This is a genomic window from Serratia sp. CY55921, assembly GCF_052167655.1.
Classification (GTDB): Bacteria; Pseudomonadota; Gammaproteobacteria; order Enterobacterales; family Enterobacteriaceae; genus Serratia; species Serratia ureilytica.
Map to the genome: position 1 here is coordinate 1,195,814 of NZ_JBJNMU010000001.1, position 13,837 is coordinate 1,209,650.

Annotated in this window: 11 protein-coding genes; 3 read left to right on the plus strand and 8 right to left on the minus strand. The window is 58.1% G+C overall.

Translation table 11 applies throughout. The features are described 5' to 3' along the window. Positions 1-248: 248 nt before the first annotated feature. The 3 genes from ACJ8M3_RS05660 (at position 249) to ACJ8M3_RS05670 (ending at position 3,367) form a co-directional block, all read left to right on the plus strand. Positions 249-1,172 (plus strand): substrate-binding domain-containing protein, encoded by a 924-nt coding sequence (locus ACJ8M3_RS05660; RefSeq protein ID WP_033650386.1) that lies wholly within the window; start codon positions 249-251, stop codon positions 1,170-1,172. A 67-nt stretch (positions 1,173-1,239) separates the two neighbouring features. After that, positions 1,240-2,415 carry a Gfo/Idh/MocA family protein gene (locus ACJ8M3_RS05665; protein WP_089197060.1) on the plus strand — a complete coding sequence of 392 codons (1,176 nt, stop codon included), beginning with the start codon at positions 1,240-1,242 and terminating at the stop codon, positions 2,413-2,415. Between the two features lie 10 nt (positions 2,416-2,425). Continuing rightward, positions 2,426-3,367 (plus strand): sugar phosphate isomerase/epimerase family protein, encoded by a 942-nt coding sequence (locus tag ACJ8M3_RS05670; protein ID WP_033643095.1) that lies wholly within the window; start codon positions 2,426-2,428, stop codon positions 3,365-3,367. A gap of 53 nt (positions 3,368-3,420) precedes the next feature. Here ACJ8M3_RS05670 and ACJ8M3_RS05675 read toward each other — a convergent pair whose 3' ends face one another. The 8 genes from ACJ8M3_RS05675 to ACJ8M3_RS05710 all read right to left on the minus strand — a co-directional run bounded on the left by ACJ8M3_RS05675 (position 3,421) and on the right by ACJ8M3_RS05710 (position 13,723). Continuing rightward, on the minus strand, positions 3,421-4,518 hold the full coding sequence (locus ACJ8M3_RS05675) for a hypothetical protein (protein WP_442514626.1): 1,098 nt from the start codon (positions 4,516-4,518) through the stop codon (positions 3,421-3,423). A gap of 61 nt (positions 4,519-4,579) precedes the next feature. Further along, positions 4,580-5,617 (minus strand): Glu/Leu/Phe/Val dehydrogenase dimerization domain-containing protein, encoded by a 1,038-nt coding sequence (locus tag ACJ8M3_RS05680; RefSeq protein WP_033643093.1) that lies wholly within the window; start codon positions 5,615-5,617, stop codon positions 4,580-4,582. A gap of 16 nt (positions 5,618-5,633) precedes the next feature. After that, positions 5,634-8,513 (minus strand): type I polyketide synthase, encoded by a 2,880-nt coding sequence (locus ACJ8M3_RS05685; protein ID WP_442514627.1) that lies wholly within the window; start codon positions 8,511-8,513, stop codon positions 5,634-5,636. A 13-nt stretch (positions 8,514-8,526) separates the two neighbouring features. After that, positions 8,527-9,702: an NAD(P)/FAD-dependent oxidoreductase gene (locus ACJ8M3_RS05690; RefSeq protein WP_033643091.1), complete on the minus strand. Its 1,176-nt coding sequence runs from the start codon at positions 9,700-9,702 to the stop codon at positions 8,527-8,529. A 40-nt stretch (positions 9,703-9,742) separates the two neighbouring features. Continuing rightward, complete coding sequence (locus ACJ8M3_RS05695) at positions 9,743-10,300, minus strand: allene oxide cyclase barrel-like domain-containing protein (protein ID WP_442514628.1); 558 nt, start codon at positions 10,298-10,300, stop codon at positions 9,743-9,745. A 22-nt stretch (positions 10,301-10,322) separates the two neighbouring features. Continuing rightward, positions 10,323-11,351, minus strand: a complete 1,029-nt coding sequence (locus tag ACJ8M3_RS05700; protein ID WP_033643090.1) for a PLP-dependent cysteine synthase family protein — start codon at positions 11,349-11,351, stop codon at positions 10,323-10,325. Between the two features lie 42 nt (positions 11,352-11,393). Then, positions 11,394-12,122: a thioesterase II family protein gene (locus ACJ8M3_RS05705; protein WP_033643089.1), complete on the minus strand. Its 729-nt coding sequence runs from the start codon at positions 12,120-12,122 to the stop codon at positions 11,394-11,396. Beyond that, positions 12,119-13,723, minus strand: coding sequence for an AMP-binding protein (locus tag ACJ8M3_RS05710; RefSeq protein ID WP_060660713.1), 1,605 nt, complete (start codon positions 13,721-13,723; stop codon positions 12,119-12,121). The genes ACJ8M3_RS05705 and ACJ8M3_RS05710 overlap by 4 nt, the downstream gene beginning before the upstream one ends. Positions 13,724-13,837 lie beyond the last annotated feature (114 nt).

The following is a 13,837-nucleotide window of genomic DNA, read 5'->3' on the forward strand; positions in this document are numbered from 1 at the left end:
CCGGCATACCTGCTGCCATTATGTCCCGTTTTTGCACCCGATTGCAATTTGTTATGCAACCGGGTGCAAAAAATAAAGAGTTTGTGATCGTCCGCGCTGTTTTCACCTTTCCCCTGTTGACCAAATTTTATCCATGGCCGACATTCACGGTGGCATTCAGAGACTCATCGCCGTTTTGTCTCCTGTTTTGCACCCGGTTGCAAAACACTGTTTTTACATAACACCTCTCTTCTCAACAGGATACCGTAATGAAAAAAACCAGACTGTTGTTGATGTTAGCCTGCTCGCTGTTTGTCGTGACCGCCCAGGCCAAGACCTACCAGGTCGGCGTGGCGCTGGCCAACTTCGATCTCAACTTCGTCTCTATCCTGCGCAGCCAAATGGCGCGGGAACTGGTTGCGCAGCAGCTGCAAGGCCAGTTCGTTGATGCCAAAGGCGATGTCGCCCTGCAGGTGCAGCAGGTAGACGATCTGATTAATCAGGGCGTGGACGCCATTATCCTCAACCCGGTCGATACGCAAGGCGTTCAGCCGATGATAGCGGCCGCCCAACGCGCCGCTATCCCCCTTATCTTCGTCAACCGCAAACCCGAAGTGCCGCTGAGCGGCGCGACGGCCTACGTCGGCTCCGATTCGGCGCTCAGCGGTCGCCTGCAGATGGAGGCTCTGGCGAAAAAAATGAATTACCGCGGCAACGTGGCGATCCTGATGGGCGCCCTCTCCAACGAAGAAACCCGCGAGCGCACCCGCGCGGTGGAGGCGGTGATCGCCAAACACAAAGAGCTGAAAGTGGTAGAGAAACAGACTGCGAAATGGCAACGCAATGAAGCGGTCGACGTGGTCTCCGGCTGGTTGCTGAACGGCGTACCGATCGATGCGATCGCCGCCAACAACGATGAGATGGCCATCGGCGCGATCATGGCGCTGAAGCAGGCCAAAAAGAACGGCGTACTGGTTGCCGGTATCGATGGCACGCCCGACGGCCTGCAATTTATCAAAAACGGCGACCTGGCGGTGACCATTTTCCAGGATGCCAAAGCCCAGGCGATCGGCGCGGTGCAAGTGACCCGAGCGATGTTGGATCACGCCAAAACCGAGTCTTACAACTGGGTGCCTTATGCCACCGTGACGCGAGAAAACTACCCGCAATTTGCGCAAATGAACCAGAAATAAACCGTTGCCACTCTCTTTTTCAACCCACTTTGCACTCGAGTGCAAAACCACAGTATCAGGAGTCAGCATGTTAAATGGTGAAAGAAGCATCCCTCGCCCGCTGCGTTGGGCGATGATCGGCGGCGGCCGCCTCAGTCAGGTGGGCTACAAGCACCGTTCCGGCGCACTGCGCGACAATACCGCCTATCGGCTGGTTGCCGGCGCTTTTGATATCGACGCGGCGCGCGGGCGTGAGTTTGGCGTCAATCTCGGCGTGCCCGCTGAACGCTGCTATGACGACTATCAGCAGTTGCTGAAACAAGAGGCCAACCGCGAAGATGGTGTTGAGGTGGTGACCATCGCCACCCCTAACGGCACCCACTATGAAATCACGCGCGCCGCGCTGAATGCCGGCCTGCATGTCATCTGCGAAAAACCGCTGTTCTTCACTACGGCGGAGGCGAGAGAAATCAAGGCGCTGGCGGCGGAGAAAGGCCTGATCGTCGGCGTAACCTACGGCTTCTCCGGGCATCCGCTGCTGATGCAGATGCGCGCCATGATCGCGAACGGCGACATCGGCGAAATACGCATGGTCGAATTGCAGTACACCCATGGCTTCAACGCCAACGAAAGCGCGGACACGTTCGAGGCGCAAAAGTGGCGCGTCGATCCGAAAATCGCCGGCCCCTCCTTTGTTCTGGGCGATATTTCTACCCACACCTTCTACATCTCGCAGCTGGTGATGCCCGACATGAAAATTGCCTCCCTGCTGTGCGATCGCCAGAGCTTTATCCCTTCCCGCGCCCCGCTGGAAGACAATGCCATGGTGCTGATGCACTACGAAAACGGCGCCGTCGGCCGCATGTGGGCCTCCGCCATCAACGCGGGCGCGATGGACAGCCAAAGCATTCGCGTGGTGGGCGCACGCGCCAGCCTGCAATGGAGCGATTCCACGCCCGGCGAATTGCGCTATGAGATCCAGGGGCGGCCCAACCAAACGCTGCACCACGGCATGCCCTATCTGGACGACAGCGCGCTGGCCGAAGAGCGGCTCGGCGCGCTGCATACCGAAGGGCTGGCCGAATCCTGGGCCAATATTTACCTCAAGTTCGCCATCGCCATCAGCGCCAGCCAGCACGGCGATCGGCAAACGCTGGCCACGCTGATCTATCCGGATATCGATGCCGGGTTAGAAGGCGTGCGCTGGATTGAAAACTGCGTTCGTTCCGCCGACAACGGCGCCACCTGGGTCAATTACCGATAAGGAAAGCATCATGAAACTTTCATTCTGTACCGACAGCCTGGGCCATTTGCCCTTCGAGCCGATGCTGGATCGGTTGCTGGAGCTGGGGGTGCGCGGCGTGGAAATGACCACCGGCGGCTGGTCTCCGGCGCCCCATCTGGATACCGACGATCTGCTGGCCAACCCGGCCAAACGCCGGCAGCTGCAGCAGGCCCTGGCCAGCCGCGGCATGGAGATCGCCGCGCTCAATGTCTCCGGCAATCCGCTCGATCCGGGCGAGCTGGGGCAGCGCCATCTGCGCCAAACCGACAATACGCTGGAGCTGGCCGGCCTGCTGGGGGTGAAGAAGATCGTCATGATGAGCGGCCTGCCCCCGGCCAGCCCGCATGACACCATCCCCAACTGGATCACCTATACCGTCAGCTGGCCCCCTACGGTGAAAAACTGTCTGGACTATCAATGGAATGAGGTGGCGATCCCCTATTGGCAGGCGCTGGTCGCCCGAGCCAAAGCGTGCGGCGTCGAGCGCTTTGCGCTGGAAAACTTCAGCGCCATGCTGGTGTGGAACCCGGAAACGCTGTTCCGGCTGCGAGAGGCCGTTGGCCCGATGGTGGGTCTGAACCTCGATCCCAGCCACTTGATCTGGATGGGCGCAGATCCCATCGCGGTGGCCCGCGCCCTTGGGCCCGCCATTCACCATGTGCACGGCAAAGACGTACGCCTTGAGCGCGGCGTCGTCGAGGTTAACGGGCTGCTGGAGACCAAACCGATAGACGAGGTAGCTGACCGGGCCTGGAATTATGTCGCCGTCGGCTGCGGCCGGGATCTGCAGTGGTGGAAGGAATTCTTCTCGGTGGTGCGCATGATGGGTTACAACGACTGGGTGTCACTGGAAATGGAAGACTTGACCATGTCGGTCGATGCCGGCATCGCCTCTTCCGTTCAGGCGCTGCAGCAAACCCTCAGCCAATAAATATCCTGCGCAGCGGCCACGGCCGCTGCGCCACCCAGTGAATTGCCAACCGCTTACAAACACCATACCGGCCGGGCGCCCACCGTCGCACTGGCATGCCCAGCGCCATGGCTCAGGCACAGCGTTCTCAGCCCGGCACCCGCACCGGAATACCAGGCGCCGCCTCGCATCAGCATGCGTTCGCCGTAGTTGCGCAGATAAACCTGATCGCCATCCGCACACCGGTGGTGCGGTGCAACGCCGAGGATTTTCAATATATCCGGCACCGACTCTCCACTTGCCGCACCAATACGCCCGAACTCATCATCCATCAAACCAGGCGGATATCCATTGTCTTGCGGATCGCCGTTGAAATGCCGGATACGGTCCGAAATGCGCGGCGTGCCGGCATTGCCGGTAAGACTCGGCGATGAAGCATCGAATTTTGCGGTTCCCGGGCTGCCGGGAGGTAGCCACTCGCCTGTTGCCAGCTCGACCGCGCGCCAGCGTTCGTCTTCATTATCGGTCATCGGCATCGCGGCGTCATTGTCCGGTAAAAGCAGGATTTCCCCCGCGACCAATTTCAGCCCGTGTTGCCATTCCCAAAGGTTGCCGCAGAGATCGCCAATACCGTGCGGCGTACCGTCATGATACCAGGCAGCCGGACCGGATGCGGTAAACGTTGTCAGATCGCCCTGCTCATCGCCCACGACACCGCCGTCACATCGCTTGCCATACTGGCGTCGATCGCGATGCGATCGCCCACTCTCGGTATTGCCTAACTCCGGCCATCCATGATGACGGCACCAGAACATCAACGCGGCCCATTCGGCGTTGGTGCCAATGTGCCAGCCGCGTCCATTGCGAGCCGCCGCCTGTCGAAATGCGGCCAGGTCATGCCAGCTGGCCGGGGCCGTCTCAGGTTGACTGACCAGTTCGCCATGGATCAGCGTGCCGGGGTAACAGCCGTAGAAGAAAGCCTCTTTTCGCTGACCGTTGACGATAAACGCAGGATGAACCGCCTCGCCTAACCCTGATGTGACCTCTTGCAGCGTAAAACGAGGTATCACATGCATATAGCTGGGCTGCCCACTTGCGGTGTAAAGCACGGTGCGACGCCCTTGCGATTCGGCCTCTACTTTGCAACGCAAAGCGTCTTTTACAATAATCATGGAGTTATGTGCCCGTTAAAAATGCCGAGGCCGGGAAAGCGCAGGCTCCCCGGCCCATTTCTTACGCCACCATGGCGGCGGATTTGATCGGTTGCAACAATTGTCCAATATCGCAATTGAGCAGTTGAGCGCGCTGCAGCAACTCCTCCGTCTTGGCGCCAATCACGGAGTGAACATAGGCGTTGACCTGCTCCTGGTTCATTTGGTTATAACGGTCGGTAAACGCCATTTCGATGCTGTCGCAGATCACTGCGCCGGCGTTGCTGACGTAGTCCGGCAGATAGTGAATACCGCGCGCCAACAGCCGCTGTTCAGCCTGTGGCGTATTAAACGGTGAGTTGGCGCTGCTCACCACCCAGCGGGTATTCAGCTGTTCAATATTCTGTGCATTCAATACGTTGGACATCGACGCGATGCACAGCACCTCGCTGGGTTGCGCCCAAAGTTCCTCTTCGCTCACGCGGCGCACCCCCGCAGGAAATTGCGCTGCGGGGTTGATGTCATAGGCCGTCACCTCACAACCGAACAGCAGGCTTTGTTTCGCCACTTCAGTGCCGACCTTGCCCATACCGTGAATGGCAATGCGCGCGCGAGGCAAATGATTGAGCCTCAGCGTCAACACTTTTTTCATCGAACTCCAGACGCCGTAGCCGGTTGCCACCGATGTATCGACTTGTGGGCTGTCCATGGCATTCAGGATCCACGGCGTAAACTGCCGCAGATAGTCCATCTCTCGATTGCCGGTATTGATATCGCATCCCGTAAACATGGTGCCGCCATAGCGATTGAGCAGAGCGCCTATCGCTTCAAGCACTGCCGGTTGCTCTTGGGGAGAACGTTTGCTGTTCACCACGATTTTGCCGCCGCTGAAGCCGGTATTGTACAGCCCGTGCTTCAGCGACATGCGCTGCGCCAGCATGATCGCCTCCTCTTCCTGCTGCTGCCGGGACGCATAGTTTCGCCAACGGATACCGCCATTGGCCGGTAGCAGCTTGATCTGCGACGAGTAAGCCAGGGTGAATGACGTTTCGTCATCGATTACGACCGTTTCTATCTGGTATTGGTTATGTGTATTCAGCAATTCATTGTTAACTGACATAATTTGCCATCCTGTTTTAATGAGAATCTTGCTCGAATGCTCCAGCCTGGTCCAACTGTTGTTTAATGCCCCACGGCGTAGGCCGCTTAAGAAAATCGGCCATCCCTATTGCCTTGCCAAACTCTTGCTCCAACATCGCCAGCAGGCGCAGCGCCATCAGCGACTGCCCGCCGGCGTCAAAAAAGTCACAGTGGTTAGAATCGGGGTTCACGCCGGTCACATCCCCCCAAACGCGCCAGATACGCGCCATCTGGGGATCTGACTGGCTTGTTGCCGCCGGCGTTCGCTCGGCTTGCGGCCCCTGCCTGTCCCGTTCGCCCAACCACCAGTGCGCCGGATCGAAGGGATACATCGGCAATGCGATGCGCGAAGGCGGCAGTTGCCACAGGCGGCGCCAGTTAACGTTGACGCTGGCGCGCCAGATTTTTTGCAGCGCCTGGATCCATACGGCACCTTCATTCTGCGCTTCGTCGCGACGCGGCAAGGTTCGCACCGCGGTCACAGAACCGGCGGATTTCAGCTGTGCAACCAACGCCGTGAGCGTCGAACCCGGCCCAACTTCGATAAACAACGTCTTGCCGCGCTGCGGTAGCTGCTGCAAGGCGCGGTGGTAATTGACCGGTTCACGGGCATGACGCGCCCAATAGCGGCCGTCAAGCGCCGAACATTCGACTTCGGTCGCCAGCAAGGCGGAGACGTAACGTACCCCCGTCGCCGATTCACCCGGCGGCGGCGCAATATCGGCCAGCTCGTCAAGAATGGGATCCATCAGGGTCGAATGAAACGCATGTGAAACATTCAAGGCTTTGCATCGCACGCCTCGGTCTCGCATCTGGCGTTCGCAAGCGCGAATGGTTTCAGCGGTGCCGGACAGCACGCAGCCGTCATCACTGTTTTCTGCCGCCAGCGATAGCTGATGACTCAACCAGGGCTGAACCTGTTGAACGCTCAGCTCTACCGCCAACATCATCCCGGACGGCAACCCGGCCATCAGACGCCCACGATGAGCGGCGAAAACCAGCGCCTCTTGCACCGAGAACACCCCAGCGGCCCAGGCCGCCGCAATTTCGCCGAGGCTGTGCCCAATGACCCAATCCGGCTCGACGCCGTAATGCATCAGCAGTTCGGCCATGGAGATTTCGACGGCGATCAGCGCGGGCTGCGTCAACGCGGTATCGTTAATCGACTCGGGTGCGGCCTCTCCGGTAAATAACGCCGAGAGATCCAGTGCGGCTTGCGTTTGCACTATCTGCAGTTTGTCGTTCATCAGTTTTCTGAAAGTCGCATCCTGTGCCATCAAATCGCTGGCCATACCGATAAACTGGCTTCCCTGGCCAGGGAATTGGAAAACTACCGACAAGCGCCCTTTCCCCGTATCCATCATGTTTTCTTTCACGCTCAACGCGCCCCGATCGTCTATCTGCAAGGTGCCGCGATAGCGCAGCGACTTTCTTCCGCTTTGCGCGCTCCAGGCCAAGCGTTCGTCGTTTTCGCCGTGCGGTCGCTGCAGATAGCGTTTTACCAGCCGATGCCAGGCCTGTTCTGACTGTGCGCTGATCGGTACGACGGTGGAGGACAATGAGGCCGCTGTTCGCGCCGGCGGCATGACAGGCGGCCTCGCCAGTACGACATGCGCATTCGTACCGCCAATACCGAATGCGCTGACGCCGATGGCCTGGCGCGGATCCTCGCGATCCCACCGTTGAGCGGAACAGATAAACTCAAACGGACTCTCCGCCAATGCCATTTCCGGATTCGGTGAGCCAACGTTGATCTGCGGCGTGAGCCAGCCATGCTGAATTTGCAGGGCGGCCTTAATCAATCCCGCCATGCCGGCGCAGGTTTCCAGGTGCCCGACGTTAGCCTTGACTGCGCCGATGGCGCAGAACCCCCGTCGTGTCGTATGCTCTCGGAAAACGCCGTTCAGCGCCTCGAATTCGATGGGATCGCCGGCCAGAGTGCCCGTACCGTGGGCTTCGATGGCGCGAAAATCCTCAGGCGTCAGCCGGGCATCGTCCATCGCCTGGCGCAGCAGGCGTTGCTGGCCATGCAAACTGGTGGTGGTAAAACTGACTTTGCGCGCGCCGTCATTATTCATCGCCACGCCTTTGATCACCGCGACGACGTTATCGCCGGCCGCCAGCGCATCACTCAGGCGCTTCAACACCACCACACCGACGCCGCTGCCGAATACCGTACCGCTGGCATCTGCGGAAAATGGCCGGCAGTGCCCATCGGTGGAAAACACCATGCCTTGCTGCGCAAAATAGCCGTCGTTTTGCGGGATCCTTAGGGTACAAGCGCCTGCTAACGCCAGGTTGCAACGGCCGCTGCGCAAGGCGTGGACCGCTTCGTATACCGCCACCAGCGAAGTGGCGCAGGCGGCTTGCACGTTGCACACCGGCCCCCCGATGCCCAGATGCCAGGCCACCCTGCTGGTGAGGTAATCTTTATCGCTCATTATTTGCCGCTCGAACGGCGAAGGATTGAGTTTATCGAGTAGCTCGGATCCTTGCGCCTGACGTAAATAGTCAGAGCTGCTACAGCCGGCGAACAGCCCGGTATCCTCAAGTTCCCCCGGTGTCACACCGGCGCTTTCCAGCGCGTGCCAGGCGCATTCCAAAAAGAGCCGCTGCTGGGGATCCATCAGCAGCGCATCGCGCGCGCTAATACCGAAGAATCCTGCATCAAAGCGAGATATGTCGCCGGCCACAGGCGCGGCGACGGGAATATATCCCTTGTCGACGGCATCATCCCGATCGTTATCGATGCGAACCAGGGATTCGACACCGTTGATCAAATTATGCCACCAGCTTTCGATGTCCTCGGCACCCGGGAAACGGCAGGCCATGCCAACCAGGGCGATATCCCGTTCATTGCTGTTCACCTGCTGCATGAAGGTTCTCCGCTCAGAAACGCAATGCGCTGATGTCCCAACGGGGCTCTCGTTCCGCCAGCAGATCGGCGCAAATTTGCCCCATCAGAGGCGTAAATTTGAACGCCCATCCCCCTGCCGAGACCACCAGATGTTCGCCGCCGTGGCAGCGGCCCTTGGCGCTGTCGAGATAGAATTGGCGCGCCGGATCGGTGGGCAACACGGCCAGACAGCTTGCAGCGGAATGCTGTTTATCCGGTTCGAGGAACGGCATATGCCGGCGGGCAAACTCCAACGCGCGCTCCACGTGCTGCGGGTTTGCCCTATAGCCAGGCGCATTGGCTTCGGTGATCGGATCCACTTCGAAATCGGTCCCCAGCCGATCAAACCCATTGACGGACCAAGGGTTGGGCGGGAAGCCATAAAACAGGTTGCTGTCGCTCTCCACCGGCGGTTGGAAAGCAAACCAGAAGGGATCGTTGGCTCCCAGGCGCTGGCTGCGCAGCATGCTGATGCAGGCCATCTCATAGGTAGAAAGCGCAAGTTCAATATCCAACTGGCGCAGCAGTTTCTTGCTGCCCGGCCCACTGGCAACCAGGACTTTACGGGCGCGATAACGGTTTTGCGTCGTCAGCACCGTTGCGCCCCGAGCATCGGGCTCCACTGCCTTCACACATTGCTGGAACTGGAACTCCACGCCGGCTTCGCTGGCCAGCGAGTAAAGCGACGCCAGGGTGCCTTTAACGTCGATCACGCCGCCGTCTTGCTGCAAGAAACCTTCATAGTTGCTGTCCAAGCCGGTGAAACCATAGCGCCGTTCGATTTCACGCATCGTCAGACGTTCATAAGGCAACCTCATTTCATCCATTGAAAGCATGGTTTGGCGGATTTGCCCCTCATTGGTCCAGACATCCGCATCGCCGAACCATAGGCTGCCAATGCGGTGGATCAGTTTTCTGTCCGCCTGTTGTTCCAACTGCCGCCACAATTTGTCGGCCTCCAGGGTAAGGCGGAATATTTCCAGCTCCGAATATTGCAAACGCCAATGGCGCTCCTCCCCGCTGGTGCCGGCCAGTTGCGTAAATAGCGCATGTTGTTCCAGGACCAAAACCTTATGGTCGCGATGCTCTCGCGCATAATTCCATGCGGCGGCCAGCCCGATGGGGCCAGCGCCGATAATAATGACATCCCAGTGTACCGACGTGTGCATACCTATCCCTCGTAATGGATATTGTGTGTGTTTGATAAAATTATTTTTTAATTAAACTTTTAATCTGATCCAGCGGCAATAGGACGATCAGCGTCAGATATTTTTCTCGCGGAATATCCTGATAGAGCTGACGAACGCCGATCTTCCCCATGACATCCCCGCTAACGCCGGCGGCGAACAACGATTGCCATTGCCCCGCCCAAATCGCACTGGAATTCCAAATGCCGGCGGTTTCGATTCGCCCCAGCGGCGTCTCGGCCGTCTCGTGGTACCAGGAAACCACGCTGTCGTCCGGCAGTGAGGCGATTTTCCACCCCTGACCCTTCATCGTGCCGATATCATGCCCCTGCTTATCCACCAACCGATCGATATGTGAATTGGCATCGCCAACGTTAGGGACATTATCCGCTTTTGCTTTAAAGGTAATATTTGCCATTTCGATAACGGAAAGCACGGTGGCATTGTTATAGCCTTCTTTCGTCGCCAAAATATGCTCAATATCGTTGGCCTCTTTACCTGAACTTATTAACTGGCGAACATAATCGCCAAGCGCGATCAGCTCAGACAATACATTATTATTGCCCTGTATAATTTCCATGAAATATTCCTTTTAGACGTTGTTAAACGGTCAAGGCTTCAGATTGTTTGAACCACTCGCGCCCTTTTTCTCGATCGATATCGGAACCGGCGTCGGCAAAGAGTGTGACAACCCGTTGATCCGCACTCAGCGTTTCTGCCAGCTTACAGGCCGTTTTCCAGTTGGCGGCGGAAGATGCGCCGATTTTAACGCCGGTCAACTGATGGAACTCGTGCATCGCGCTGAGCGCTTCCCGATAGGAAACCGGATTGAAAGGCGGTTCCTGCGGCATCAACTTACTGATGAAAGGCTGACGGAAACCGAAGCCCAACCCGCCGGCTCCGGCAAATTTAGGTTCACCGTTCGGCGCAGACAGCGTACCGTAAGGCAGTTCGCGCGGCGTGCTGCCCCACACGATCAGCTGTGGGTTATCCTGACGCAACGCGGCGGCCACCCCCGACAAGGTCCCGCCGGTCCCTACCGCCGATACCCAACCGTCGATGCGCTCACCCTCCAGCTGCCGGCGAATCTCTGCGCCCGTCGCATGCTGATGTACGGCGGTGTTGACCAGGTTAAGATGCTGAGAAAGCAGCGTCCAACTGCCATCTTCATGCGCAATCTGCTGGCTGCGTGCAATGACGCCGAGCAGGAACTGATTGCGATCGACCAGAGTAACGATGGCTTTATCGGCTTTTAACGTGTCGATAAGCGGTTGCGGAGACGAATCCGGGATCACCACTTGCACCGCTATCCCGCACATATTGCCAAGCTTGGCCAGGGCTTTCGCCATATTGCCCCCCGAGGAATCGAGCAACTTCAATTCACCGGCGGCGAAGTCGTGTTGATTGATGGCATCGCAAAACAGACCGAACGCGGTGCGGTCTTTCACCGAGCCAAACGGATTCTCAAACTCAAACTTGGCGTAAATCGACGCCTTTCCCTTTGGCGACGGCACTTCAACCAGCGGAGTATTGCCTAACGTCGCATAGAATTTTTTCAACTGGGGGAACAGAGCGAAGGCTTTCTCCGTATCCGGTGCGCAATCCTGTGGGTTAAACAGCTCAAAATTCATCAGAGGTTCCTTTAAAGCCATACGTTGACAAATAAGCCAGCGTTACCGGAGCAGCTGGCGGAGAAACGCAGCGGTGTCCTGCGCGAAATAAAAGTGATCGCCCGCGAGGAATTGCACCCGGCTGCCGGGGAGTTCTTTTTCCCACAGCGACAGCGCGGCGCGGCTAACCAACGGATCGTTATCACCGCCCAAAATGCGTGGCTGCATGTCGGGCAAAGGTTCTGCGCTGAGCGCGCCCAACAGCTGTAGATCTTGCTGTATCAAGCGGGTGACAAGCGGGCGAGTGATCTCATCCAGCGACAGTGCGCCGCTGCTTTCACTGAATGTCAGGATGTCGCCCAACACCTCTTGCCGCAGGCTTTCCTGTTGAAGTATTTTCAGTTCAGAGGGGGCGCGCTGGGCCGACAACACGGCGTCGATGTTAAAACGCGACGCTTGTAACGCCGCGGCAACCTGCAGGGCAAACAGCGCGCCCATGCTATGACCGAAAATCACCACCGGCGCGATGCCCAGCGAAGAATGCAGCGCATCAACGCAGCGCGTAATGGCTCGCTGCGCCGTTTCCCAAGCCGGCGCGTCTTGCGCGTCTTCTCGGCCGGGGTACTGCACGATGAACAGATCCACCTCGTCCGGCAGCAGATCACGCCAGTGCTGGTAGAACGCAACGCCGCCGCCGGCATGTGGAAATACGACCAATTGTTTGCTGACCGGTGAACTGCATGGGCGGCTGAGCCTCACCACGCAACCGAGAGACGTGCGCAATGGCGTCATGAGTTCAACCCCGCCGTATTTTTGACCGTCTGTTCCTGGCGCAGCATGTCGCGCAACGTCACGCGATCTATCTTGCCGATCCCTTTCATCGGAATGGTATCGATGACAATCAGCCGCTCCGGCGCCTTGAACGCCGCCAGCCCTTCTTTCTCAAAGAAGCGGCGCAATGCGCTGAGAGTCAGAGTGGTATCTGTGCTGGTGACAAACAGACAAGGCACCTCACCGTAGAGATCGTCCGGCATACCAACGCAGGCGGCTCGCACCACGGCAGGATGCTGTTCAGCCAACTCCTCTATCTCATTGGGACTGAATTTCTCTCCCCCGCGGTTGATCGAGTCGTTTACGCGGCCGTCGATGAAAATGTTGCCCGCGGCATCGACGTGCGCCAGGTCGCCGGTACGGTAGAAACCGTCCGCCGTAAACGCGCTACGATTCGCCTGGGGATTTTGGTAATACTCGGTGAGCGTATAAGGGCCGCGGGTGATCAGTTCGCCTGATTTGCCCACGGGCAAAGGACGGCCGTTTTCGTCGACGATCAGCACTTCATCATGCGGGCTCAACGGCCGGCCCTGAGAGCTGAATCGCAGAGTGTCATCATCGTCAATCGAGTTAAAACACAGCAGCCCTTCACTCATGCCATAGCACTGCTGCAGGGTAATGCCGAGGTTGCGGGAGGCGGAGGCCGCTAGCTCAGGCGTCACCCTGGCGCCACCCACCTGAACATGCCACAAAGACGTCAGGTCGCGCGGCGTTTGCCGCTGCAGTTCGCTCCATTGAGACAGCAACGCAGGCACCAGCGTGGTGTGTGTCACGCCGCATTGCTCGATCACGTCCAACGCCGTTTCCGCCGACGGGGCGTCGGCGAGCGCAACGGCGCCGCCGCGAGAAAGCGTACCGAGTATACCGGGGCAATTGATGACAAACCCATGCGAAACCGGCATCGCGGCGAAATAGACCGAATGGCTGTCTAAAGCAAACACGTCACAGCCGCACTCGATCATATAGCTGTAGCCGCCATTTTTACGGGCAATCGCTTTAGGTAAACCGGTGGTGCCGCTCGAGAGCAACATGACGGCGGTATCCGACGGCGTCATGGTGGCGGCGTGAAGTGGCGGCGCGGGCGTCAAAGGCGAACAGAAATGTTGCAGGTTTAGGTAACGAGTGTCGTGCCCGGCGTCATCGTAGTCTTCGACCAATATCACATCGATATTGAGACCTTCGGCCAACAGCGTCTGCAAAGCGGCAAGTGGGTTATAGCGACGGGAACCTCGCTGCAGGGCAAATACTTTTGGCGCCGTCAGATGCAGAATGTGCCTCAGCTCTTTTTCTCGATAAGAGGGTAATATCGGCACCGGGATCGCACCGAGCATCAACGAAGAGAGCATGATGACAACCGCTTCACGGGTGTTGCGCAATTGATAGGCGATCCGATCGCCCTTCACAACGCCCAATTGACACAGCTTCAAAGCGGCTGAAGCCACCGCACCGTTCAGCCAGTCGTAAGTGTAAACCTCCCCGTGTTCAAAAAGCGCCGGGCGCTGTCCATGTTGTTGAAGGGCCAGCAATAAACGTTGGTTGATCGAATCCTCAACACTAACCATAGCGACTCCATAATGAGTTAACTCACTGTTTGACTGTTATCTTTCTCAATCACAATTCGTTAAACAAACAGCTTTCGGCACCTCGGTCAGGCGGCGCCATCACTTCTGTATTGG

Excerpts from the sequence above, each read along its gene's own strand:
- ACJ8M3_RS05665 (WP_089197060.1), top strand. The coding sequence starts at position 1,240 with ATGTTAAATGGTGAAAGAAGCATCCCTCGCCCGCTGCGTTGGGCGATG.
- ACJ8M3_RS05670 (WP_033643095.1), top strand. The coding sequence starts at position 2,426 with ATGAAACTTTCATTCTGTACCGACAGCCTGGGCCATTTGCCCTTCGAG.
- ACJ8M3_RS05675 (WP_442514626.1), bottom strand. The coding sequence starts at position 4,518 with ATGATTATTGTAAAAGACGCTTTGCGTTGCAAAGTAGAGGCCGAATCG.
- ACJ8M3_RS05660 (WP_033650386.1), top strand. The coding sequence starts at position 249 with ATGAAAAAAACCAGACTGTTGTTGATGTTAGCCTGCTCGCTGTTTGTC.
- ACJ8M3_RS05700 (WP_033643090.1), bottom strand. The coding sequence starts at position 11,351 with ATGAATTTTGAGCTGTTTAACCCACAGGATTGCGCACCGGATACGGAG.
- ACJ8M3_RS05705 (WP_033643089.1), bottom strand. The coding sequence starts at position 12,122 with ATGACGCCATTGCGCACGTCTCTCGGTTGCGTGGTGAGGCTCAGCCGC.
- ACJ8M3_RS05695 (WP_442514628.1), bottom strand. The coding sequence starts at position 10,300 with ATGGAAATTATACAGGGCAATAATAATGTATTGTCTGAGCTGATCGCG.
- ACJ8M3_RS05680 (WP_033643093.1), bottom strand. The coding sequence starts at position 5,617 with ATGTCAGTTAACAATGAATTGCTGAATACACATAACCAATACCAGATA.
- ACJ8M3_RS05685 (WP_442514627.1), bottom strand. The coding sequence starts at position 8,513 with ATGCAGCAGGTGAACAGCAATGAACGGGATATCGCCCTGGTTGGCATG.
- ACJ8M3_RS05710 (WP_060660713.1), bottom strand. The coding sequence starts at position 13,723 with ATGGTTAGTGTTGAGGATTCGATCAACCAACGTTTATTGCTGGCCCTT.
- ACJ8M3_RS05690 (WP_033643091.1), bottom strand. The coding sequence starts at position 9,702 with ATGCACACGTCGGTACACTGGGATGTCATTATTATCGGCGCTGGCCCC.